22 protein-coding genes and 1 pseudogene are annotated in these 21,423 nt (G+C 68.0%); 11 read left to right on the top strand and 12 right to left on the bottom strand.

All coding sequences use genetic code 11. From position 1 onward, the window contains the following. Window positions 1–9 precede the first annotated feature (9 nt). On the bottom strand, window positions 10–600 hold the full coding sequence (locus tag WMF46_RS37970) for a hypothetical protein (protein WP_437981691.1): 591 nt from the start codon (window positions 598–600) through the stop codon (window positions 10–12). 535 nt (window positions 601–1,135) lie between these two features. Here WMF46_RS37970 and WMF46_RS37965 point away from each other — a divergent pair. The 5 genes from WMF46_RS37965 to WMF46_RS37945 all read left to right on the top strand — a co-directional run bounded on the left by WMF46_RS37965 (window position 1,136) and on the right by WMF46_RS37945 (window position 5,910). Then, window positions 1,136–1,675: an RNA polymerase sigma factor gene (locus tag WMF46_RS37965; RefSeq protein WP_437711027.1), complete on the top strand. Its 540-nt coding sequence runs from the start codon at window positions 1,136–1,138 to the stop codon at window positions 1,673–1,675. Continuing rightward, entirely contained in the window at window positions 1,672–2,349 is a 678-nt protein-coding gene (locus tag WMF46_RS37960; protein ID WP_437981690.1) for an NrsF family protein, read from the top strand. The genes WMF46_RS37965 and WMF46_RS37960 overlap by 4 nt, the downstream gene beginning before the upstream one ends. A gap of 373 nt (window positions 2,350–2,722) precedes the next feature. After that, window positions 2,723–3,841 carry a hypothetical protein gene (locus tag WMF46_RS37955; RefSeq protein WP_437981689.1) on the top strand — a complete coding sequence of 373 codons (1,119 nt, stop codon included), beginning with the start codon at window positions 2,723–2,725 and terminating at the stop codon, window positions 3,839–3,841. 289 nt (window positions 3,842–4,130) lie between these two features. Next, window positions 4,131–4,832: a helix-turn-helix transcriptional regulator gene (locus WMF46_RS37950; RefSeq protein WP_437981688.1), complete on the top strand. Its 702-nt coding sequence runs from the start codon at window positions 4,131–4,133 to the stop codon at window positions 4,830–4,832. A 220-nt stretch (window positions 4,833–5,052) separates the two neighbouring features. After that, complete coding sequence (locus WMF46_RS37945) at window positions 5,053–5,910, top strand: NAD(P)H-binding protein (RefSeq protein ID WP_437981687.1); 858 nt, start codon at window positions 5,053–5,055, stop codon at window positions 5,908–5,910. A 333-nt stretch (window positions 5,911–6,243) separates the two neighbouring features. Here WMF46_RS37945 and WMF46_RS37940 read toward each other — a convergent pair whose 3' ends face one another. The 3 genes from WMF46_RS37940 to WMF46_RS37930 form a co-directional block, all read right to left on the bottom strand. Further along, entirely contained in the window at window positions 6,244–6,855 is a 612-nt protein-coding gene (locus WMF46_RS37940) for a transposase (RefSeq protein ID WP_437981686.1), read from the bottom strand. Between the two features lie 387 nt (window positions 6,856–7,242). Next, the gene (locus WMF46_RS37935; protein WP_437981685.1) at window positions 7,243–7,815 is read right to left on the bottom strand and encodes a hypothetical protein; all 573 of its coding nucleotides are present in this window, start codon (window positions 7,813–7,815) and stop codon (window positions 7,243–7,245) included. Between the two features lie 104 nt (window positions 7,816–7,919). Further along, complete coding sequence (locus WMF46_RS37930) at window positions 7,920–8,492, bottom strand: TetR/AcrR family transcriptional regulator (RefSeq protein WP_437981684.1); 573 nt, start codon at window positions 8,490–8,492, stop codon at window positions 7,920–7,922. A gap of 213 nt (window positions 8,493–8,705) precedes the next feature. On the opposite strand from WMF46_RS37930, the gene WMF46_RS37925 reads away from it, so the two are divergent. After that, window positions 8,706–9,065, top strand: coding sequence for an EthD domain-containing protein (locus WMF46_RS37925; protein WP_437981683.1), 360 nt, complete (start codon window positions 8,706–8,708; stop codon window positions 9,063–9,065). A gap of 369 nt (window positions 9,066–9,434) precedes the next feature. Here the strand turns inward: WMF46_RS37925 and WMF46_RS37920 are convergent, their stop codons facing one another. The 6 genes from WMF46_RS37920 to WMF46_RS37895 form a co-directional block, all read right to left on the bottom strand. Continuing rightward, window positions 9,435–10,154: a DUF4365 domain-containing protein gene (locus tag WMF46_RS37920; RefSeq protein WP_437981682.1), complete on the bottom strand. Its 720-nt coding sequence runs from the start codon at window positions 10,152–10,154 to the stop codon at window positions 9,435–9,437. Window positions 10,155–10,402: 248 nt separating this feature from the next. Beyond that, entirely contained in the window at window positions 10,403–11,464 is a 1,062-nt protein-coding gene (locus WMF46_RS37915; RefSeq protein ID WP_437981681.1) for a serine/threonine-protein kinase, read from the bottom strand. After that, the gene (locus WMF46_RS37910) at window positions 11,464–11,925 is read right to left on the bottom strand and encodes a hypothetical protein (RefSeq protein WP_437981680.1); all 462 of its coding nucleotides are present in this window, start codon (window positions 11,923–11,925) and stop codon (window positions 11,464–11,466) included. Before WMF46_RS37910 ends, WMF46_RS37915 begins: the two co-directional genes overlap by 1 nt. Window positions 11,926–12,098: 173 nt before the next feature. Next, window positions 12,099–12,656, bottom strand: a complete 558-nt coding sequence (locus WMF46_RS37905) for a hypothetical protein (RefSeq protein WP_437981679.1) — start codon at window positions 12,654–12,656, stop codon at window positions 12,099–12,101. A gap of 35 nt (window positions 12,657–12,691) precedes the next feature. Beyond that, complete coding sequence (locus WMF46_RS37900; protein ID WP_437981678.1) at window positions 12,692–12,895, bottom strand: hypothetical protein; 204 nt, start codon at window positions 12,893–12,895, stop codon at window positions 12,692–12,694. A gap of 332 nt (window positions 12,896–13,227) precedes the next feature. Further along, entirely contained in the window at window positions 13,228–14,028 is an 801-nt protein-coding gene (locus WMF46_RS37895) for a class I SAM-dependent methyltransferase (protein ID WP_437981677.1), read from the bottom strand. A 558-nt stretch (window positions 14,029–14,586) separates the two neighbouring features. On the opposite strand from WMF46_RS37895, the gene WMF46_RS37890 reads away from it, so the two are divergent. Further along, the gene (locus WMF46_RS37890; RefSeq protein ID WP_437981676.1) at window positions 14,587–15,537 is read left to right on the top strand and encodes an integron integrase; all 951 of its coding nucleotides are present in this window, start codon (window positions 14,587–14,589) and stop codon (window positions 15,535–15,537) included. Between the two features lie 365 nt (window positions 15,538–15,902). Here the strand turns inward: WMF46_RS37890 and WMF46_RS37885 are convergent, their stop codons facing one another. After that, window positions 15,903–16,181, bottom strand: coding sequence for a helix-turn-helix domain-containing protein (locus WMF46_RS37885; RefSeq protein ID WP_437711015.1), 279 nt, complete (start codon window positions 16,179–16,181; stop codon window positions 15,903–15,905). Window positions 16,182–16,342: 161 nt separating this feature from the next. On the opposite strand from WMF46_RS37885, the gene WMF46_RS37880 reads away from it, so the two are divergent. The 4 genes and pseudogenes from WMF46_RS37880 to WMF46_RS37865 form a co-directional block, all read left to right on the top strand. Further along, entirely contained in the window at window positions 16,343–16,996 is a 654-nt protein-coding gene (locus WMF46_RS37880) for an RNA polymerase sigma factor (RefSeq protein ID WP_437981675.1), read from the top strand. Window positions 16,997–17,001: 5 nt separating this feature from the next. Next, complete coding sequence (locus tag WMF46_RS37875) at window positions 17,002–17,628, top strand: JAB domain-containing protein (RefSeq protein WP_437987984.1); 627 nt, start codon at window positions 17,002–17,004, stop codon at window positions 17,626–17,628. A 225-nt stretch (window positions 17,629–17,853) separates the two neighbouring features. Next, a complete protein-coding gene (locus tag WMF46_RS37870; RefSeq protein WP_437324939.1) occupies window positions 17,854–18,258 on the top strand; it encodes a hypothetical protein in 405 nt (134 codons plus the stop codon). Between the two features lie 619 nt (window positions 18,259–18,877). Further along, window positions 18,878–19,474 (top strand): annotated as a pseudogene (locus WMF46_RS37865) (glycosyl hydrolase); the annotation flags it as partial. A gap of 199 nt (window positions 19,475–19,673) precedes the next feature. Here the strand turns inward: WMF46_RS37865 and WMF46_RS37860 are convergent. Further along, complete coding sequence (locus WMF46_RS37860; protein ID WP_437981674.1) at window positions 19,674–21,419, bottom strand: class II glutamine amidotransferase; 1,746 nt, start codon at window positions 21,417–21,419, stop codon at window positions 19,674–19,676. Window positions 21,420–21,423: the final 4 nt, after the last annotated feature.

Genomic DNA, 21,423 nt, shown 5'->3' with positions numbered 1-21,423 from the left:
CGGAGCGCCTCAGGGCCTGTCCCCGGAGCGCGGCATGCTCGAGCGCATCCGCTCGCGATCGTCTGCCAGCCTCTTCTCGAGGCGGATCAGGTACGTAACGAGGGTGCAGGACTGCTGCGTCCGCGGGTTGACGCGGCAGCCGTACCACCTCCCCCCGCCGTGCGCCATCTCGGCCCCATCCTCGTCGTAGTGAATGACGTACCCTGCTGGATTGATGACGATCCAGGGCGTCGTCTTCCCGGGCAGGTACGCGTGCTCGACGCCCACGAACCCCCAGCGCTCGTCGTTCGGCCCGATGAGGTAACCGCTCGGATCGAGCAGCGCGTAGGGCTGCTCGTCGCCCGTGATGCTGGAGCTGGCCGAGCGCGTCACGCGGCCGGCACGATCGATGGTGAAGAGGTGCGCGCCGTTGGCCGTGACCTCGCCGTTCATCGAGATCTGGACGCTGGAGCTCCCGTCCATCCACTCCGCCTGGGAGACCTCCACGAAGGCTCCGCCGCGGGCCCACGCGGACGGCGGGCTCGCCCGGAAGCAGGCGCTCAGCCCGGCGCTCGCTGCCGCGATCACCACGGTGGTGAACAGGCTCCTCGACTGTATCATGATACCCGCTGTAACATACAGGCATCCTCCCCGTCGCCTCCCACGCTGACAGCCGAGAGCTCGGCGAGCGTGGCGAGCCCCCCCGGATCCTCCACTCCCAGCAAAACGGGCGATCAGGCGCCGATGCGGACCTTGAACGAATCCATCTTGCGGATCGCCGGGTGCGGGCCGCGCCAAGAAACCAGGGAAATAAGAGGGGGAATGCCGGGACGGCCCTCCCCTTCTTCTCTTGGCGGCCTCGGCGCCTGGCGTTAAAATCCGAGATTCTCGACGACGCCGGCCGCAGGCGCGATGATGCCCCCAGCCATCTGACGAGCTGCGGTTTGACGCCCTCCGTCCACGTGACTTCACCCACGAACACGCGGAGATCGCCCTCTACAACGCGCTCGGGAACCTGCCGGAGCCCGAAGGGCTCACCCGCAAATTGTTCTGAGGAGGGCCAATTTCCGCTCGGCTGCCGCCAGGACCCCAGCTTGACAAGACCAAAACGCTGGCGTCTCCTGTCGTCCAGGCGCGCATGTCGGCCGACGATGCAATGGAAGAGTACGCCGTGACCGGCGCCGCCACGGCCTTCGAACGGCTCTATGACGCGCTCGCCCCGCGGCTGCTCGCCTACCTGCGGCGCCGGACGCGCGACCTCGCGCACGCCGAGGATCTGCTGCAGCAGTGCTTCCTTCAGATCCACCGCGCTCGCGGTTGCTTCGTGCGCGGGTCCAAGGTGGCGCCGTGGGCGTTCGCGATCGCACGGCGCCTGGCCGTCGATCATGCGCGGCGCGCCCATCTCGACGCGCTCCAGGGCGCCGACGACGGCTCCGAGCAGGTCCCGAGCCCGGGCGGAGCGCTCGACGAGCAGCTGGCGCCCCGAGAGCTGCTGCGCCGCCTGGACCGCGCGCTCCAGACCTTGCCCGCCAAAAACCGCGTGGCCTTCGAGATGGTCGCCCTCGACGGGCTGTCGCTGGAAGAAGCCGCGCAGGTGCTCGACACGACCGTCAACACCGTCAAGATGCGGAAGTTTTACGCCATGACCGCGCTTCGCGAGATGCTCGGCGACGATCTCGTGGAGTTCGTGCGATGACGCCTCCCGATCTCAAGCCCGATCTGAAGCGGCGCGTCCTCGCAGCCGCACAGGCCGAGCCCTCCCCGACCCGGGGCGAGGCGCAGCGGCGCGCTGCCTGGCTCATCGCGGGCGCGGCGATCGGCATGGTGGCCGCCTACTTGCTCGTCGTCTCCGTCATCGACGCGCCGTTCGAGCGCCCCGGCGTTCTCTCTCTCGGCGCGTTCGCCGGCGCGCTGTCGATCGCGGCCTCTGCGCTCTGGATCTCGCTCGCCCGCGGGCGCTCGACGCTCGGCCGCCCGCGCGGCGCGCTGATCGCCTCCGCCGCCTCGGCGCCGGCCCTGCTGCTCGGCTGGAAGCTCGGCTGGAGCGGCGCCCTCGGCGCCGTCGCCGAAGCGCCGGCGAGGCTCGGGCTGCGCTGCCTCCTCTTGTGCCTGATCACCTCCGCGCTCCCCCTCACCTTGCTCCTGCTCGCGCGCCGCGGCACCGATCCACGACACCCCGCGGTCACGGGCGCTGCGCTCGGCGCCGCGGTGGGGGCTCTCGCCTGGGGGCTCACCGATCTGTGGTGCCCGGTCACGGGGCCTCGTCACCTCCTGCTCGGCCACCTCCTGCCGGTGCTCGTGGTCACTGCGGTGGGCGCCGTCGTGGGATGGTGGCTGATGCCGCCGCCGAGCCGCCCGCCGCGGGCATGATCGCGGCAGCGTAGCCGCCCTCGCGCCCGCCAGCATCCTCCCGGGGCGCTCACCTTTCGGCTCGGGCACCACGGGCGGCGGGCCACCATCATCGCGCCGCCAGGTCGGGTGACTCCGTCGTGGGCGGCGCGTCGCGAGGCACGTACAGGGCGACTCGCAGGATCGGCGCCTCCTCGGCCAGCTCGTCGCTTTTCTTGAAACGCACGCCGTCGGCGATCCGTAAACACGGATGTGGACCGCGGGGCCGTGCCTCGCCGAGAGGCGGCGCGGCGATAGCTCCACGCTTCGATGAAGGCCGGCGACGCCTCGCAGCGCGCCATGGCCCCGCAGGTCACGTCAACCACGAGGAGGCCACATGACCAAGCGTAGGCTTATGAATCTCTCGCACGTTGCTTCGATCTCCTTCATCGCTTCTGCGCTCGCCGGCTGCGTCGCCGGCGCAGACGTGACCGACGAGGACACGGCCACTGACGGCGAGGCCGGCGAGGCCGGGGAGATCGGCGAGTCGCGCGAAGCCCTCACCGCCCCGCAGGGCCGGATCGCGAAGTTCTTCCGCTCCGAGAGTCAAGTCGCCGGCGGCGTCACTGCCAGCGGCGTCGCCATTCCGGCGACGTCGTACGGGCGCGGCGCTGGGGTGCCGCTGAATACGTGCGATCCAGGCTTCGAGCAGCAGGGCTCGCTGTGCTACCCCAAGTGCAACAGCGGCTATGTGGGCGTCGGCCCCGTCTGCTGGCAGGTCTGCCCTGCCGGTTATTCCGACGACGGCGCGACCTGCCGTCGCGACGCGCGGATCATCAGCGCCAACAATTCGTCGTGCCCCTGGTACGATAAGTGTGGTGTCACCCTCGCGAAGGGGTGCTCCGTGTGCCCGCCCGGCTACACCAACGACGGTTGCACCTGCCGGATCAACGCGCACATCTTCGGGAAGAGCTCCTATGGGCGGGGCGCGGGCGTCACGCCCCATTGCCGCGCTGACCAAGACCAGAACGGCGCGCTCTGCTATCCGAAGTGCGAGACGGGCTACGAGGGAGTGGGGCCGGTGTGCTGGCTGCAGAACCTCGACGTCAACAGCTGCCAGGAGCTCTATGACGCCACGCTGGCAGGCGCCGCCTGGTCGAGCGGGACGACGATGACCTACGGCTTCGGCGTGGGGATCGAGGCCGGCGCGACGCTGGGAGCCGAGACCGGCGTCGTCTATGGCCGTGACGGAGAGTTTGGCTGCTATCTCACGACCTGCGCCGGCGTGGCGACCAACATCAGCATCGGCGCGTGGGGCGGCTTCTCCCTCTTGGACGTGCCGTTCAGCGGTGTCCAGGGGCAGTCGCTCGTCGTCAGCGTGGCCGCCGGGGAGATCGTGGGCTTTCAGACCTCGGAGATCCTCACCACCAGCGGGCAGTTCGTGGGCACCGCGAACAACATCTCGCTGAGCGCGGGCGTGCTCCCGATCGAGGTCGGCTTCTCCTCCTGCAACACCTGGGTGCAGCAGCTCTGAAGGGCAGCGCGCGCCTCGTTCTACGGATGCGACAACAGGACTTCCGCAGCCTGATGGGGAGCAATCCCGACGAGGCGCGCAGGGCGCTCGAGCGCTCCTCGACGGACCCCTGCACTTTACCCCGATCGAGGCGCCCGAGGGCAAACCCACGCCCTCGTAGCGGAGCACGTCGTGGCTCGCCGCGGCTACGCGGCGTCGAAGTCGAACGTCACCTGCCCGTCGGTTGGGTCACGCGCAGCGGCGCGCGGGCGCTCGACACGGGCTGCTCGTCCTGCGATCGTCGTCGGCGATGGACAGGACCGAGCGCCTCTTCGCGCTCATGGACGCGCTCCGGCGCCATCGGTGTCCGATCACCGCGGCGCAGCTCGCGGAGGAGCAGGGCGTCTCGGTGCGCACGATTTACCGCGACGTACAGACGCTGATCAGGCTCGGCGCGCCGATCGACGGCGAGGCGGGCGTCGGCTACGTGCTGCGGCCCGGCTTCTTCCTGCCTCCGCTGATGTTCACCGCGGAGGAGCTCGAGGCGCTCGTCCTCGGCGCGCGCTGGGTCGGCTCGCAGGCCGACGAGGGCCTCGCGGGCGCCGCGGTGAACGCGGTGGCCAAGATCGCGGCCGCCTCTCCCGACGACCTCCGCGGTCGCATCGACGACACGGGGCTCTGGCCCGTCGTGCTCCACGGGCCCGGCGCCGCGCCGCAGCCCGTGCTCGGCCTCGTGCGGCAGGCGATGCGCAAGGAGCGCGCGCTCGCGATGCGCTACCAGAGCGAGTCGGGGCACAGCTCCGAGCGCGACGTCTGGCCGGTGCAGATCGCGTACTACGACGGCAAGCAGATCATCGCGGCGTGGTGCTGCCTGCGCGCGTCGTTCCGGCACTTCCGCGCCGATCGCATCAGAAGCCTCGCGCTCACCGCGCAGCCTTACGGCAAGCCGCGCCGGACGCTGACGAAGGAGTGGCGTGAGGCCTGGGAGCGCGAGGGCAGCGCGCCGGCGTGAGGCCGGCGAGGACGCGGCGCGATCGCGTCCGCTCGCTGCTGCCACGGGTTGTCAGGAGGGGTGGCGCAGGCTCTCGGGTGCAACCGCCGAGAGGGAGCCCGCGGCGATCCAGACGTCGTTCACCCTCCCCCCAGGCACGGAACCCCAGCTCGAGACCTCGAGCACAACCGCCGGGGCCGCCGGCACACCGGCGACGTTTACACTGGTACAGGAAAAATTCATGAACATCTTCGTCACAGGCGCGACCGGCACCGTCGGCCGCGAGATCGTCAAGCAGCTCGCCGAGGGCGGTCACCACGTCCGCGCGCTGAGCCGCAACCCGGGCAAGGCGAAGCTCCCCGCCGGCGTCGAGGCCGTGGCCGGCGACCTGGCCGCGCCGGAGACGTTCGCGGCCGCCTTCGAGGGCGTCGAGGCGCTGCACCTGATCAACTTCGGCGGCGACGATTACGCGCCGCTGCAGACCGGGGAACAGATCGTCGCGCTCGCCAGGCAGGGCGGGGTGCGGCGGATCACGGTGCTGCTCGGCGGCTCGCCCACCCCGCTCGACGCGGCGGTCGCCGCCGGCGGAATCGCCTCGACGTTCCTCCAGCCGGTGGAGTTCATGGCGAACCACCTCGAATGGGCGGCGTCGATCCGCAGCGAGGGGCTGGTGCGCGAGCCGTTCTGCGACCGGCTGAGCGCGGTGGTCCACGAGGCCGACATCGCCGCCGTCGCGGTCGCGGCGCTGACCCAGGAGGGCCACGCCGGCAAGACGTACACCCTCACCGGGCCGGAGGTGCTCAGCCTGCGCCAGAAGATCGACCTCCTCGCCGCCGCCGCCGGGCGCGAGATCAAGCTCGTCGAGCTGACGGAGCAGCAGGCGCGCGAACGGTGGGCGGCGGCGGGGTTCCCGCCCGAAGCCATCGAGTTCTTCGTGGAGATCTACGGGAACACGCCGGAAATCGGCACCACCGTCGTCCCGACCATCGAGCAGGTGACCGGGCGGCCCGCCCGCACGTTCGCGCAGTGGGCGGCGGAGCACGCGGCAGCGTTCGCGGCGCGCGGGGAGCAGCTCACCCCGGTTCAGCCCTCTCCCTGACCGAGTCCGGACCTCCGATGGTGGCGTGGGCCTCCTCGCGCGCGCCGTACGCCTCGAGGGCCTCCGCGCGCACCAGGTAGATCTGCGACTCGCCCTCCTCGAGGTGGCCCTGCGCGCCGATGATCGGGGCGGCGGCGGGTAGGAAGCGAGAGGGCGTCGCTGCCGGCCAGGCCGTGCCCGGGGCCCGTCCTCCGCGGTGCTGAGGGCGTCGACGGTGGCGTAGAACCCCCGATCGCCACCACGACGCCGAGCCGTGGACGCACCGCGGCCACCACGCCCTCGTAGCGGAGCACGTCGTGGCCCGCCGCGGCTACGCGGCGTCGAAGTCGAACGTCATCTGCCCGTCGGTTGGGTCACGCGCAGCGGCGCGCGGGGGCGGCGCGGTCGGCAGCCCGAGGTAGGCCAAGATCTTGTTTTCTTCGCGGGCCGCGAGCCGCCCGCGGGCGGCTTCGGCGTCCCGAGGGGGCGCCACGTCGAGCGGGCAGCGAAGACGCGGTGGTAGGTGATGGTCGGGTAGAAGGGTGGGGGTACCAAGGCCGCGAGCCGGGCCATGAGCTCGATGGGCGTCATCACGCGGTGCGTGCTGCCGCGACGCGCGGTCTTCATGAGGTAGGCCACGCGCCCGTCCTTCAGCACCTCGATGCGGCCGGTCGCGAAGGGCGGGCGCGCGCAATACCGGAGCAGACGCTCCCGTCCCGCGTCGTCGTTCACGGCGATGCGCACGGCACAGTGCACGTCGAAGCCGTCGTACGACGCGGCGAAGCGGCTCGGCTTGTCGGCGAACGGCTCGTCGTCGTCCTTGCCCTTGCGCGCGACGTTCGAGAGGCGCTTTTTGGCGCGCGCAATCTCCTCCGCGAAGATGCGCCCCACGGCCGTCCGCACGTCGGGTTTGGTGGCGACGAGGGCACGCAGGTCGAAGGGGACGGACAGCACCCACTGGCGCACCGGGCATTCTTTATGAAGAGTTCGAGGTTATCGCGAAGGCCACGAACGGAGCTTCCGGCAGCGCAGAGAACTCCAGCATCGTTCTAACGAATCATCGGTTTCACCAATGGCAGTAGCAGATTGCCTTCGGACCGGCTCACCACGAGAGCAGACATTGCCGGAGCGAAGTTTTTCCGTCGCAGCGTGGACCTGCTGCTCACCGCGACGTGGCATGCCACAGCATCTCGGTCGCGGCCCGCATTTCGCGTTCGGCCGCCGCCGTGCTCTTCCCCGGCGGACACCCCCTCGCCCCCATCACGCCGCCGCGCCGGCCCGCCCGCCGCGGTGCCTGAGCTCCGGCGTCCAGGAAGAGCACCGGGGCATCATCCCCAGCAGCCTGCTCGCGGTTCAAGACGAGGGGCGCAGCGTGGGATCGTCGCCCGAGAGCTGGGGCAGCATCGCGACGAACGCCCAGTCCTGCCCGCCCGAGTCCTCGAATGTCAGGTGAACGCGGTCGCCGTCGCGCTCGAACGTGATGGTGAACAGCGCACGATCGAGCACGGCGTCGTCCGTCGTCGTGAATGGCTCCTCGTAGTCCTCCTCGACGAGGAACTCGGCCGACGCCGCCGCGCGATCCTGCGGATCGCCCACGCGCACTACGAGCCGCGGCGCGTCGGTGGAGTGCACCGCGCCGAGCCCGGCCGTCGGTTCAAGGTCCGCCACGGCCCTGTGGCCGTGCAGCCCAGCCGCGGGGCAGGCCCGCTCGTAACCGAGCTGGGAGCATTCCTCGCCGCCGTCGAGCCGCCCGTCTACGTCGGCGTCGGCAGCATGCCTGCGGACCAGCAGACCGGCCGCATCGTCATCGCGGCCGTGCGGGCTGCGGGGCGGCGTGTCGTCCTGTCGCAGGGGTGGGCCTGCCGTGGTGAACCCGTGCGAGGGCGGGATGCCGAGCGTCGGTGGCAAGGGCGGCGCGGCGTCCAAGAGGGCGCCGAGGGTGACGCGGCCGCGATCCGTTCGGTGTCCTCTCGCCGGGCGCGGGGGGCGCGGCGGTGGCCGCTGGCGGGCGGGTACGACGAGGCGGCGGCTCAGCGCTTCGGAGGTTGAAGGCCGGCCATGGTGACGGACACGAGCCGGCGGACCGCCGCCAGGGAAGGCATGCTGCTGGCCGCCGAGAGCGCGTGCAGGCAGAAGCTCGCGAGCTCGGCGGGGGGGACGTCATCGCGGAGCCTTCCGCGCTTCGCGCCCTCCGCGATCAGGTCGCGGAGGAACTCGCTGAGCTGTTGATAGCCCCTGGTGACGTGCTCACCGTGGCGCAGCAGGGCGACGAGCTCGGTCCCGTGCTCCTCGTGGGTGATGCGGGCGTAGGTGCCCAGGGCGATCTCGAGCCGGCGTTCCGGATTGCCCGCCTTGTCGCGCGCGGCGAGGAGCTCTGCGAGATGGCGGCCGACTTGCCGCTCGTGCCACGCGACGAGGATCGCCTGCACGTCGGGGAAGTACTTGTAGAGCGTCGCGCGTCCGATGCCCGTGCGCTCCGCGACCTCCGACATCGTGACCGCGGGCACCCCGCGCTCGGTCGCGATGGCTGCGGCCGCATCGAGGATGGCGTCGCGGACCTCCCGGCGGTGCGACTCGAGGGTGTCGTTCCAGAGCTTCGGCATCGCCCGCATCCTACACCGAGACGGCCGGATCGAGGCGAACTGGATTGACTGGATACACTCTGTATCGTAAAACCATCCGGTCGCTCCCGGAGCCGCGCGGCCGGAGGCCTGAGCTGGCCACGTCTTCACCTGGCCCGGGTGCCGATGAGCTCGGCCGGAGAGCCCTCTTCGCCGGGGCTCGATCCGGCGAAGAGGGCGAAGAGGAGGAACGACATGGTGAAGCTATTCGCCTTTCTCACCAGGAGGGAAGGCATGGATGTGCGCGACTTCGTCGACTACTACGAGAACAAGCACGTGCCGTTCATCTGCAGCCTGGCGCCCGTTCCCGCGGTGTACAAACGCAGCTACCTGAAGCGAGGCGACGCGCTGAACATGGAGGATGCCGCGATCGGCTTCGACGTCGTGACGGAGACCGTGTTTCCGGACAGGGCCGCCTTGCAGGCGTGGCTCGGGAAGATCTTCGAGCCAGGCACCCGCGAGCGGGTCGTCGCGGACGAGGAGAAGTTCCTCGATCGGTCGCGGTACTGGGCGTACGTCGTCGAGGAGCGCGTCACATCCGAGAGCTGTCGATGATCTGGGCAACCGGCGGGAAGTAGGTGAAGTTCACCGGTGAAATCCGCGTCCGATGCCGGTGAAGACCCGCTGGACGCCGGCGATCAGGTGGCCGCGGTCTTCACCGATCCTGCGCGGGACGGGATGAACACCGACATCTCCACATGTGCGTCCTCAGTCGCGTCCTCGTTCCGTTGTCGTCCGTGTGCCTAACGTAGCAGTGTTAACCCGCGAAAGCCCGAGCGCAGCGAGGGCTTCGTCGGCGTTCAACACCCAGTTGGGCAGCCCCGTGTAGAGTGCTCGTGCAATCCGGCGGCTGAGCGACGCCCAGCTCTCGGGCAGGGCCGGGCTTGCCAGCGTTGCACCAAGGGGAGCATGCACAAGCGTTAGTCAGCGAATCCCAAGGCGCTGTTCCAATCGCCGGGTCGTGTGGTCTACGAGTCCACGAAGGCGCGTAAGTTGTGATTTTGCTCTGGGAGAGAGCCAAGATCCAAGTGAGTCGAGCTTCTCCAGTTCCGCCCAGCGCTCCATTACCTTTCCGTACTTTTGGAGATTCTCAACCGTGTCGAGGTCCTCGTGCGGCGTGTAGTCGAGCTGGCCCGCTTCATCGTAGATCGCGTCGTGAAGAATGGTGTCTTCCAGCACCTTCCGAATTAGTCCGAGAGAAGGATCAAAGAGGTGATGTCGCTCGACTGCAAGCTCGGATAGCCTGTGCGCACTCTGTGCGGAGAGTTCGTTTGCCGAATCTAGGTCGAAGGCGACGGCTTGCTCTGTATATCGACCATGCTTGAGTTCGAACCAAAGGACTCTCATTTCCTCGACAATTGGATGCGCAACGACAACAGGCACTGCGAGGTCGCGCCAGTACTCAAAGTGCTCTCGCTTCACGTATCGGGTTCTCTCGCCGACCCGTTCAGTCGACTTGGCCTGAACCTTGATAAGACGTCCTGTAGATCGCCCCTGCGGGTCAATCACCTCGATCTCGCCGTCAACGCCCATGTCGGCGATCGGTTGCATACGGTAGGGCCATCGCAAGGCACGCGCTACCACTGCTCCGACCAGATACTCACCTGCGAGGCCGATAGCGTTTGATTCCTGAAATCCGGGCATAGCACCTTATACACTTCGTCGATTTTGAGCGACAGGAACAGCCGGATACGATGTAGCGGGATGCCCATCCAGAGTGTTGGCAAGTGCCTAACGCGTCTGTCAGGGGGCGGGTCTGCCCAACGCTTTGGCGGTGAGCCGCGGGCCGGGCTGCTGAAGCGAAGCGAGGCTGCCCGAACCGTCGGATCCACCGCCTTGTTGGGCAGCCCCCCAGAATCGCACGCGACCACTCCTGGCGTTACCATGATTCATCACCATGATTCACGTAGAACGGCAAGGAAGTCTTGGCAATGCGACAGGTTGGGGTGTTGGAAGTATTCCGCTTTGCCGATACGGCGAAATGCTGCAGAAGCGCTCTTGAAACGCTGAACCTCAAACAGGTTTGGAGCAGTCCTGCGAACCACAAGTTTGAGTTCCTTTGCGCCATCAGGGCGGCGAAGCAGGAATCCGCCATCGGATTCGCGAACATACGCCCAGTTGTGTTGCTTGGCGCAGACGTTGTTCAACGCGACACAGAAGTGCGACATGCTCCCATAGCGCTCCCTGTCATCTGCGGCCGTAGCCGTCTTGATCACCGATTGGAGCGGCCGCGAGATGTGCGGCGGCAGGGAGTCCCACACCATGAAGCGGCCAGTTGAGATTGCCGTGGCAAGAGCCGGATCGTCCAGCTTGCCGAGGTCATAGGCAACATCGCCTCCGAGCACCTGAAAGAGAACGATTCCCAACTGATAGATATCGCTCTTCACGGTGTAGCCCATGCCATTCCAAACTTCGGGCGGCCGGTACACGCGTGCGTGCCTGCTCGCAAATGCCCGCCCACTCGCATTCAGGCGGCTCGCGAGCCCGAGGTCGGTGATGACGCCGGATCGGCGTTTTCCCCTGTCCCTGGCCATGATGTTCGCCGGCTTCACGTCGCGGTGAACGAATCCGTTGTCGTGAAGGTGTCCTAGCCCGGCGGCAGCATCTGCGACCAACCGGATGGCATCGTGGACATTGAGCCATTCCCCGGAGGATTGCGCCGCGTCGATCAGGTCCTTTAGGGATCCACCCCTTACGAGCTCCATCTCAAGGCAGATGTGGCTCCGTTCGTCTGCATCGATGGTGTCCGCACCGTAGATTTTCGCGAGGTGGTCGTGATTCAGCGTCTGAAGGAGGCGCGGCTCGCGGAGCGCGGAGAGCGGATCGTCGCTGGGAAGCGCGTAAATCTTCAGGAACACAACGCGGTTCAGCAAGGCGTTGGTTGCACGAAATACGAGCGCATTCTGACCCGGCGACAGCGGCTCGACGTTCTCGAACTTGGCCGGCAGTTGCATTACAGGGCAGCCTTATATGCAGCCGAGACCGCGCCGTCGGTTCCTGCCCAGTGTTTCCACACCTTATCCGGATTGAACAGATCCTTGGCCTTTTGCTGCCACTTCTCGCCTTTGGCACAGCCGAGTGCACTGGGAAGCGACTGGGGAGCGACCCTCATAAACTCGATCTCAAGCTGAGACGCAATCAGCTCTACCACGCCTTCAGCCTTGATTGCCTCGACAGACGATCCGTGAGGCCCAGAAAAGCACTTCAAGATGGCGATCTTGGCGGTACCGTTGTTCTTGGCCGTCTCGAGCACGGTCCGGGTCGCGTGCTCCAGGGCCAGCATGTCCGTCACCGTGTCGAGCGAGAAGTTGAGGCGGTTGCAGTCGAGGACCCGAAAGTCTGCTTCTCGATTCGTCGTCTCGGCGAAGAAGACCGCCGCCGAGGTACAGTTGATGCCGAGGATCTTGGTCGTCATTTGAATTTGCCTCTGATTGATCGTGCTTGTTGCCCACCGACATGCCGCCGGACTGTTCGCCGATGCACCAGGGTCAGGCTGCCCAACGACTGCGGCTCTGGCGCGGGGCGCCGGGCCGCGCGGAGCGCGGCCCAGGTGCACCGCCGGCAGCAGCCGCTTGTTCGGCAGGTTCATCAGGATGGCTTCCCGATCAGAAGCGGTTGATCCCGCGAAATTACGGTGTCACCGCTGGGGATGTCGTATGCCGTGACGTGCCAGGGAGAATCGTCCAGCAATCGTCGTTCGACTTTCGATGGATCTCGTCTGGCAACGTCGTCGAGGTCGCGTCTGTCGCCGTCGCACACGACGACGTGCACCGGCAGCCTTTCGCGGAACGCTCGGAAGACGGCCGAGTCAACCGCCATGGCACGACGCACATTCGCAGTGCGAGTGCCTGCATCAAGGTGCTTCGCTCGCTCGACACGTCGCCGAAGATCACGCATGTTCACTCGCTGCACCACGCGGCCGTCCTCAAGACTCATGAGTTCGAACCACAGGCTGACCACAACACGGTCGTTATCGACGATGCACCACTCGTAGCAGTAGGCGGGGTTCGCGGCCGGAGCCTTAACGGGCCTCCCATCTGCTCGAAACGCCCATGGCGCGACATCGATTCCTGCCTCTTGGACGAGGTCCATCATGCGCGGCTTGGCGCTGGGTCGGAGCCTTTCGAGGGGATCGAGAGTCGTCATCGGCACGCCACTCCCTTGCGAGAACCGCGTTGCTGTCACGCCTTTCTTGTATCGACCACCCATGCGTGATCGGGGTCTGGAACGAACGCCAGGCCACCACCGGATTCGTGCTCGGACGGCGTTCCGGCCCACACCGAAACCAGCCAACCACCTCTTACCTTCGCGCGGTAGGTAAAACCGTCGGGGTTCCCTCCGTGCGGCCACTCGTCGTCGATCCACTCCCAAGTGAGCTTCGCCATGTTCTCCTCCTCGTTACGGTCGCGCTGCCCGAGCATGGCCTGCGCCGACGCTCATCTGCCGAACGACTGGCGTTAAGCTGCGTGGACCCGAAGGAGCGCAGCGACTGAGGGCCACGTCAGCTTCAACGTCCGAGTTCGGCGGCGTTGCTTGCCTCGTCATCCGGCGGTAAGTCTCTTGAGTTCCTGGGGTATCGATGCGTCGAGCACCGCCGTGAGCCCCAGTACTCAACGGCGCGTGCTCCGCTCCGGCTCGACTAGCCAGGCGCCCAACGCGATCACCTCGCGCGCGGCACTACGCACCTGCCAAAGAATGGTGGGAGTATGTTCCAAGCTCAACGCGCGACCACCAGGCGCGTAATACCTCCGAGTCGGATCACGCCATTCAAGCAAAGCTGTTCGGCCTCGCGAGCAAGGTCCGATTCGTAGCGGGCATGTTCGCTTTCGGGCAGCTCGGCGGCGAGCGGTGTGAGACCAAAGTCACGCACCCACTTCACGATGCCAGCGCCGGTCGGCGCTTCGATGACCGGGACGTCGATTTCTTCGACGTGCTCCAGTGTGAAGCGGGCATGATTGAGATCGCGCTCGATGAACGAGAGGTTTGAGTAGCGAAATGGGCCGGGGACTTCCGGATTGATCGACGGGACATCCCGATATCGAGCGAGCACGCCTCGAGCGAGCACCGCCCAGGGGACGCGCTCGGGCTCCGCCCAGAACGCGGCCACGAAGGGGGCGCCCTGCCTGAGGACGCGACGGACATTGATCAAGGCCTTTGCTGGAGCGCGCATGTACATCAATCCCCATCGCGCGGTGGCAGCATCGAACGCTTCGCCGGGCAGACCGTCGAGTGATTCGGCGTTCGCAAGGCGGAGCTCGAGGTTCGAAAGGGCGCTGCGTTGCGCCTTCTCTCGGGCATAGGCGAGGAGCGCTTCCGAGACGTCTACGCCCAGCACCGAGCCGTGCACTCCAACGCGATGCGCAGCCCGCAGGGCCGGCTCCCCGCAGCCGCTCGCGAGATCGATCAGCCGCATTCCGGATCGCAGGTTCGCTAGGTCGAGCATACGTTCGCTGACCGGTGCGGTGAGGGCCGACTCAACAGCGTCGTACTTGCGCAGCGTATCAGCGGGTGATCCCATCTCTGCTTGTCTTACACCCGTGTCGCCCTGGGCGTCACGCTTCTTCCGTCGTCGAACCTCGGGACCAGAGAAAGCGCCATGCTGAGCACCAGCGCGAGCCGTCGCCTCAGGTCACCGGTATGTGTGAGCCGCCCCACGCCGAGCAGCAAATGGCGGTCCCTCGTCCGCCGAACGTCGCAATCATCTGTGCCGCGCGACATATCTTCGCATTTTTTACATGTAGGCTGCGAACCGCGGTGCCCGATCACCACGTTCTCGCGGATGAGTCGCGGCACCCCGCAGCATATCTAGATATCCCCGCGGATAGGTCGCGAGCTTCCGCAGGCTATCTGCGCATCTCCGGAGATAGGCCGCCGCTGCACAACTACATATCACCGTTGAGGGGCTTCGGACGGCGACGGCGTGCCGCGAAGCAAGATGCGTGCCTGCGATTGATTGCCTCGGGCAACGGATGTGCGGCCTAAATATCCGCTGGCCTCCGCAACTCGCGCCCGCCCTGCGCCGATGAGGGTCAATGCGGGTCCGACGAACCGGCCCTAACCACTGGGAACCACCCCCATGACCCTCATCGAAGCCGTGCGCGCCACCATCCGGCGCCTGCATTACTCGCCGCGTACCGAAGAGGCGTATGTCCACTGGATCCGGGCATTTATTCGCTTTCATCACGGCAAGCACCCACGGCAGATGGGCGCGGAAGAGGTCACGGCCTTCCTCAACGATCTTGCGGTCGCGCGCCGCAGCGCGGCGTCCACGCAAAACCAAGCGCTGTGTGCGCTCCTCTTCCTTTACAAGCGGGTCCTCGACCTGCAGATACCCCGGCTCGAAGCGCTCGAGCGTGCCCGCCGGCCGGAGCACCTCCCCACGGTCCTCTCGCGAAAGGACGCGCTCACCTTGCTCGAGCACCTGATCCCACCTTTTCGACTCATCGGCGAGCTCCTCTACGGAAGCGGCCTCCGCCTCCTCGAAGCGCTTTCGATTCGCGTCAAAGACGTCGACCTTGATCGACGGCAAATCATGGTGCGCCGCGGGAAAGGACAGCACGACCGGCCGGCCTTGCTCCCCGCTCGGGCGCGCGACGAGCTGCAGGTCCAGCTCGACGCCGTGGCGCAACGGCACAAGAAGGAGCTCGCGGCTGGCCGCGGCGAGGTCGACCTGCCCCACGCGCTGCGAGCGAAGATGCCGGGAGCAGCCACGAGCCTCCCCTGGCAGTACCTCTTCCCCGCCTCTCGCCCTTGCACCGATCCAGCGACGGGTCGACAGGTCCTCTACCACCTGCACGAATCGGCGGTGCAAAGGGCCGTGAACAATGCCGGACGGGCGTCGGGGCTCACCAAGCGCGCGACGTGCCATACCCTCCGCCACAGCTTCGCGACCCACCTGCTCGAGGCGGGCACCGACATCCGGACGATCCAGACATTGCTCGGCCACAAGGATGTGCGGACCACGATGATCTACACCCACATCGTCGACCGCGGCCCTCTCGGCGTAATCAGTCCTCTCGACCGCTGACCGCCGCTTCCGCGTGGAGCGCCTTGAACTCCGCCCCCACCCCCTCGTGCCGCCCCCATGCATCGTGGAAAAGTAGCCTAGCCGACGGCTGGCCCACCTTGTCAAGGAGGCCAGCGCAGGACCGAGCGGGCTCTCCAATGGACGAAGGCGCGAGCGGTTCCTCGATGCCCTACCCCTCCGAAGCGAAGAAGTGGCCCTGCAATGGCCCGGCCAGTCATCGGCTGGGGCCCTCAAGTTGCTACGGCCTGTAGAGTTCGCCGCGGCGCGGTGCAGCGTCTGCGCAAAGCATGCGCCAGTTCTGCGTCACGGTGAGGAGCACCGGAGATAGCCGCAGGCGGTCGACTGCGGGCAGCGAGGGATGGCCGTCAAGGGCCGGCAGGACGCTTGCGCGGCCTACCGCGCGTCGTCTCCGGCATCGCGGCCGGCCGGAACAGTGCTGCTGGTGTCACGCCGAGGGCATTGGCGATCGCTACAAGAGCCGCGACGCTGACGTTGGTCTTGGCGCGTTCGAGGCGATGGAGAAGGCCAGGGCTCACGTCCGCCGCTGCCGCCAGCTCGTCTTGGGTCAGCCCTCGCCTGACCCGAAGCCGCTGCACGTTCGCCGCGATGTACCGAAAAACCGTATCAGTCTCGATGGGTTCCATCGCCACGGGCTGAACCTGGGAGGGCCAAAAGTAGTCGTGGATTGCGACTTTCCTTGACTCGGATCGCGCCTCGCACGTACCCTGAACAAAACACAAAGTGCCCCCGCGACGGCTGGCACCGTCCGGAGGCGTGGCCGAACCCCGCATACACGAGGTCCGACATGGAAACCGTACGTCTACGCCCTGACCAGGGCCAAGAGATCGATCCGCCCTCCCGTCGCCGTCCCCGCCACGCTGCCCTCAACCGGCTCGCCCGTCCGCCCAAACCCCTTCGTCAGCAGCCCTCTTACCCCGCCGTCTACCTCGACCCCACTGCGCTCCTCGAACAGCGCCCGCTCATCCGCAGCACCCTCCGCGCCCGCGGCGTTCTCCCCGCCGATCTCGACGACCTCACCCAGGACACCCTCCTCGGCGCCTGGCGCAGCCTGCGCGCCGGCCGCTTCCGCCCGTCCCCCGCGCTTCCTCCCGCCGACGCCCTCCGCCGCTGGCTCGCCGGTATCGCCTCGCGGCAGGCCTCGCACTACCGCGACAAGGCCCACCGCCGCCACGAGCTCCCCGCGGTCGACCCGGACCGCCTCTCCGCCTTCGCCGCCCCCTCGCCCGAGGCCCGCCTCGTCGCCCGCGGCCTGCTCCGCGCCTTCCACCGTCTCCGCCCCGAGCTGCGCGAGATCCTGTCGCTCGCCGCCACCGGCCTTTCCTCGCTCGAGATCGCCGCCTCCCTCTCGCTCCCGCGCCCCACGGTCGCCACGCGCCTGCGCCTCGCGCGCCGCCTCTTCGCCCGCGCCCTCACCCGCTCTCGGAGGTGGCCCCGATGAGCCCGATGAGCCGCGCCCCCGTCGACGCCCCCGCCGAGACGGCGGCCGAGCTGCCGACCGCGACCGAGGCCGCCCTGCTCGAGATGGTGCTCGGCCTGCCCGGCGTCGGCCCGCGCATCCTCGGCACGGCCGCTCTCCCCTCGCTCGGTCGCCTCTCGCCCGCGGCGCTGGCCGAGCGCACCCAGATCGCCCTCTTCGACGCGACCCGGCTCGCCGCCGCCTTCGAGCTCGGCCGCCGCTACCACGCCGCCCGCGCGCGCCGGGGCGCGCTCCTCAACGACGCCGCCCGCGTGGCGCGGTACTTCGGCCCGAGGCTCGCCTCCCTGGTCCAAGAGGAGCTCTGGATCGCGGCGCTCGACGGCCACGGCCGCGTCCGCGAGACGCGCCTGCTCGCCCGCGGTGGCGCCGACGTGCTCACCATCGACCGCGCGACCGTCCTGCGCACGGCGCTGGACATGGCGGCCCAGAGCTTCGTCCTGGCCCACAACCACCCCAGCGGCGACCCGACGCCCACCCGCGAGGACGAAGACATGACCCTGGAGCTGCGCCACCTCTCGGCAGAGCTGCACGTCCCGCTCACCGCCCACGTCATCGTCACGCCCAGCGGCCGCTACGCCGCCGTCCACGAGTAGGGCCTCGCCACGCGCAGCGCCCCGCCCCGCCGCCGGCGCGCAGCGCCGCTGCGGTGGGGCGCCCCCCGCCCCCGCGCATCCAGCCGAAAGCCTCCGGCGCATCGCCCCGGCCGGCAGCCCCGCCGCGCGTTCGCTCTCCTCATCGCGGCTGGCCGGGGAGGAGCCGGGGTGCTCCTGGTGCTAGGCTCGACGGCGAGGCGAGCTTGCCTCCCGCGTCCCAGCGCGATGTCGACCGCCACCGTCACCCTCGCTCTCCCCGAAGCGCTCTACCAGCGGCTGAGGGGGACTGCGCTCGCGACCCGACAGCCGCTCGAAGCCGTGATGCTACGCGCGCTGAGCCTCGGCAGCCCTCCCGCCTGGGACGACGCGCCCCCGGAGTTCCAGGTCGACCTCGCCTGCCTCGACAAGATGGACGACCAGGCGCTCTGGCAAATCGCGAAGAACCACAGGTCCGAAGCAGAGCTCGCGCGTTACGACGAGCTGCTCGACCGGAACACCCAGGGGCTCCTCACGCCGGCGGAGCGCATCGAGCTCGAGCGTCTCCGGCACGAGAGCGACCTGTTCATGCTCCGCAAGGCCCACGCTGCGGCGCTCCTGCGATGGCGCGGGCACGCCGTCGCTTCGCCGTAGCGCGCGCCCTCCACGAGATGGAAGACGGACTGCGGTGTCAACCTACGTCTCCGAACTGCTCCGCTCTCGTATCGAGGAGGCCGATCGGCGCCGCTGTCAATACTGCCTGACAAGCGAGGCCAATAACGGAATTCCCCTGACTTACGATCATCACGCCGGTCTCGAAGGGCGGGCCGACCTCGTTCGAGAACGTATGCCTCGCATGCCGCCCATGCAACGAGTTCAAGGCAGGCGCCACGGAATCGGTCGACCCGCTGACGGGAGAGATCGTGCCGCTCTTCAATCCGCGCCTCCATCGCTGGAGCGATCACTTCACGTGGAGCGTCGACGCAACCAGGGTAGAGGGCGTGACGCCGTCGGGTAGAGCAACGGTCATCGCGCTCCGGATGAACCGCGACGCCGAGCCGTGGACGCACCGCGGCCACCACGCCATCGTAGCGGAGCACGTTGTGGCTCGCCGCGGCTACGCGGCGTCGAAGTCGAACGTCATCTGCCCGTCGGTTGGGTCACGCGCAGCGGCGCGCGGGGGCGGCGCGGTCGGCAGCCCGAGGTGGGCCAAGATCTTGGTGACGAGTGGGGCCAGGACATCATCGCGGCCCTCGAGGAGGACAAGGGGTTCATGCCCGACGAGACGATCGCCGGGGAAGACCCCTATTTCGGGGGCAAGGAGATCGCGAAGCTCGCGCGCCTCGCGCAGAACGCCGAGGTGGTCGGCAAGACGGATCTCGCCGAGGAGCTCACGGCGCGGCTCAAGTCCCGCATCAACCCGTGGCTCAAGGGTGAGAACGACAACCCCCTCGTCTACGACACGACCTGGGGCGGCCTCGTGACGACCAAGGGCCTGGAGAGCGACTCCGCCGATTTCGGACAGGGCTACTACAACGATCACCACTTCCATTACGGCTACTTCCTCTATGCCGCGGCCGTGCTGGCGAAGAGCGATGAGGCGTGGCGCGAGGAGTACGGGGACAAGGCGCTCTGGCTCGTCCGGGACATCGCGAACCCGAGCACCAAGGGCACGTTCTTCACGCCGTTCCGGAGCATGGATTGGTTCAGGGGCCGCTCGTGGGCGTCGGGGCTGTTCCCGTTCGCGGACGGCCGCAACCAGGAGTCGACCTCCGAGGCCGTCAACGCGTGGTACAGCATGCAGCTCCTCGGCGAGGCGCTCGAGAACAAGGACGTGGACAACCTCGGCCGGGTGCTCCTCGCCATGGAGACGGCCTCTGCGCAGACCTACTGGCAGATCACCGCGGACAGCACAGTTTACCCCGACCGGGCCGGCATGATGGAACCGCCAAGGCGCCATAAGACGCCAAGAATCTTATTTTCTTGGCGTCCTCGGCGTCTTAGCGGTTCAAAAGCCCCCACCTTCAGCCAAAGTACCCTACCACCCGCGTCCCTGAGCCGGCCGCCCCTCAATCGATCGGCTCGACCCGCACGTCGACCGCGAGGCGCTCGGCGCCGCCACCCACGTAGATCGTGCCCGAGGTCGGCGTCGCGTCCACGTAGTTGCGCCCGACCGCGACGCGGATGTGATCGGTCTGCGTCAGGATCCCGTTCGTCGGGTCGAAGCCCTTCCACCCGATCTCCGGCAGGTACACCTGGACCCAGGCGTGCGACGCCTCGCTCTGCCGCTGGTTCTCGTGCTTCGGCCCCGTGTAGATGTACCCGCACACGTAGCGCGACGGCACGCCGAGCAGCCGCGTCAGGCAGATGAACAGGTTCGTGAAGTCCTGGCACACGCCGCGGCGGTTCGCGTACACGTCGAACGCCGTCGTGAACAGGTTGGTCGACCCCTGCTTGTACTCGTACTCCTCGAAGATCGACGCGTTCAGGTCGAGCAGCGTGTCGAGCAGATCGTAGCCGTTCCGCTCCACGAAGGTCATCGCGTACTCGATGAGCTCCGAGAGCTCGCTCTCGGCCAGCTCCGGCGGCAGGAGGAACGGCTGCAGGATCTGGCGCTGCCACGGCATCCACACGAGCGGGATCGTCGACCGCGCGCGCAGCGGGCGGAAGCTCAGCGGATCGGTGTCGAGCAGCTCCACCCGCGACCTCGACTCGATGACGAGATCATGGAACGGCGTGTCGAGCAGCACCCGCCGCGCGCGGTTGCCGAAGACGTCGTCGTACTCGCGCTGCTGGCCCTCGACCGACACCTCGATCTCGTTGTGCAGCAGCGACTGGAGCCGGTCGTGCGCAGGAGTCAGCCGCAGGAGGTGCGTGCTGCGCTCCACCGCTGTCGCGTAGTGGTACGACGTGCGGTGCACCACCTGGAAGCGCCGGATCGCCGCGTGCACGGGGCGCCGGACCGGGCGCGACGAGAGCGGCGGCGTGGACGACGACGGCTTGCGCCGGTCGGTGCGCGGGGACGCCGTGGCCCGGAGCGCCCCCTGCCGCAGCACCACGAGGTGCCCCGGCGGCACGCGCTTCCAGGACGCCGCCCGCCCGCCCGCGTGGACCTTGAGCTCTTCCGACGAGACGATGACGCCCTTGCGGCTCTTGACCCCACGGCGCGTCAGGTCGACCTCCAGATCGTCGTCCCCGAACGCGAGGCGCTCGTACGGCGGCAGCACCTCCCACAGGAACGCGTCCCCCTCGCGATCGCGATCCGCGTAGACCACCAGATCGCGGCCGTCGGCCAGGACCGTCGTGAGGGGGCCGTGCTCGTTCATCTCGTCGAACCAGTCGCGCAGCACCGCCGGATCGATGTCGCCGATGCTCCGGAGGTTCTCCGACGCCATCCAGCGCATGAGCTCGCACAGGATGAGCTCCGTGTCCGTCGAGCCGACCGGCTGGAAGAGCGATTTCGGATCGACCTCGATCCGGTCGACGAGGCTGCCGCTGTGCGCGAACAGCCAGTCACGCCCGCCCCAGCTCCGGCTGAACGGCTGCGTGTTGGCGTCGTTGACGCTGCCCCACGTCGCCGTGCGGATGTGCAGCACGAGCAGCGACGACTCGAGGTGCTCCCACGCCTTCACGAGCTCGCTGCGGATGCTCCCCTGCGGCGGCGCCGGCTCCTTGAGCACCGAGGCGCTCGGCTCGCCGCCGGGGTAGTAACCGATGCCCCAGCCGTCAGGCAGTTTGCGTCCGGGCTGCAGGCAGGTGAGATCGAAACATGGGGCGAGCTCGCCCTCGAACGACATCGCGAGGAGATTCGGCATGGGT

It is taken from the genome of Sorangium sp. So ce117 (genome assembly GCF_051524395.1).
Lineage (GTDB): Bacteria > Myxococcota_A > Polyangia > Polyangiales > Polyangiaceae > Sorangium > Sorangium cellulosum_B.
Note: the sequence above shows the minus strand (reverse complement) of the source record. Positions and strands in the feature narration are given on the sequence as shown.

Coding starts and splice junctions, on each gene's coding strand:
- WMF46_RS37965 (WP_437711027.1), top strand. CDS start 1,136: ATGGAAGAGTACGCCGTGACCGGCGCCGCCACGGCCTTCGAACGGCTC.
- WMF46_RS37890 (WP_437981676.1), top strand. CDS start 14,587: ATGACCCTCATCGAAGCCGTGCGCGCCACCATCCGGCGCCTGCATTAC.
- WMF46_RS37870 (WP_437324939.1), top strand. CDS start 17,854: ATGTCGACCGCCACCGTCACCCTCGCTCTCCCCGAAGCGCTCTACCAG.
- WMF46_RS37915 (WP_437981681.1), bottom strand. CDS start 11,464: ATGCAACTGCCGGCCAAGTTCGAGAACGTCGAGCCGCTGTCGCCGGGT.
- WMF46_RS37970 (WP_437981691.1), bottom strand. CDS start 600: ATGATACAGTCGAGGAGCCTGTTCACCACCGTGGTGATCGCGGCAGCG.
- WMF46_RS37895 (WP_437981677.1), bottom strand. CDS start 14,028: ATGGGATCACCCGCTGATACGCTGCGCAAGTACGACGCTGTTGAGTCG.
- WMF46_RS37885 (WP_437711015.1), bottom strand. CDS start 16,181: ATGGAACCCATCGAGACTGATACGGTTTTTCGGTACATCGCGGCGAAC.
- WMF46_RS37950 (WP_437981688.1), top strand. CDS start 4,131: ATGGACAGGACCGAGCGCCTCTTCGCGCTCATGGACGCGCTCCGGCGC.
- WMF46_RS37930 (WP_437981684.1), bottom strand. CDS start 8,492: ATGCCGAAGCTCTGGAACGACACCCTCGAGTCGCACCGCCGGGAGGTC.
- WMF46_RS37875 (WP_437987984.1), top strand. CDS start 17,002: ATGAGCCGCGCCCCCGTCGACGCCCCCGCCGAGACGGCGGCCGAGCTG.
- WMF46_RS37910 (WP_437981680.1), bottom strand. CDS start 11,925: ATGACGACCAAGATCCTCGGCATCAACTGTACCTCGGCGGCGGTCTTC.
- WMF46_RS37945 (WP_437981687.1), top strand. CDS start 5,053: ATGAACATCTTCGTCACAGGCGCGACCGGCACCGTCGGCCGCGAGATC.
- WMF46_RS37900 (WP_437981678.1), bottom strand. CDS start 12,895: ATGGCGAAGCTCACTTGGGAGTGGATCGACGACGAGTGGCCGCACGGA.
- WMF46_RS37905 (WP_437981679.1), bottom strand. CDS start 12,656: ATGACGACTCTCGATCCCCTCGAAAGGCTCCGACCCAGCGCCAAGCCG.
- WMF46_RS37920 (WP_437981682.1), bottom strand. CDS start 10,154: ATGCCCGGATTTCAGGAATCAAACGCTATCGGCCTCGCAGGTGAGTAT.
- WMF46_RS37880 (WP_437981675.1), top strand. CDS start 16,343: ATGGAAACCGTACGTCTACGCCCTGACCAGGGCCAAGAGATCGATCCG.
- WMF46_RS37960 (WP_437981690.1), top strand. CDS start 1,672: ATGACGCCTCCCGATCTCAAGCCCGATCTGAAGCGGCGCGTCCTCGCA.
- WMF46_RS37860 (WP_437981674.1), bottom strand. CDS start 21,419: ATGCCGAATCTCCTCGCGATGTCGTTCGAGGGCGAGCTCGCCCCATGT.
- WMF46_RS37925 (WP_437981683.1), top strand. CDS start 8,706: ATGGTGAAGCTATTCGCCTTTCTCACCAGGAGGGAAGGCATGGATGTG.
- WMF46_RS37955 (WP_437981689.1), top strand. CDS start 2,723: ATGAATCTCTCGCACGTTGCTTCGATCTCCTTCATCGCTTCTGCGCTC.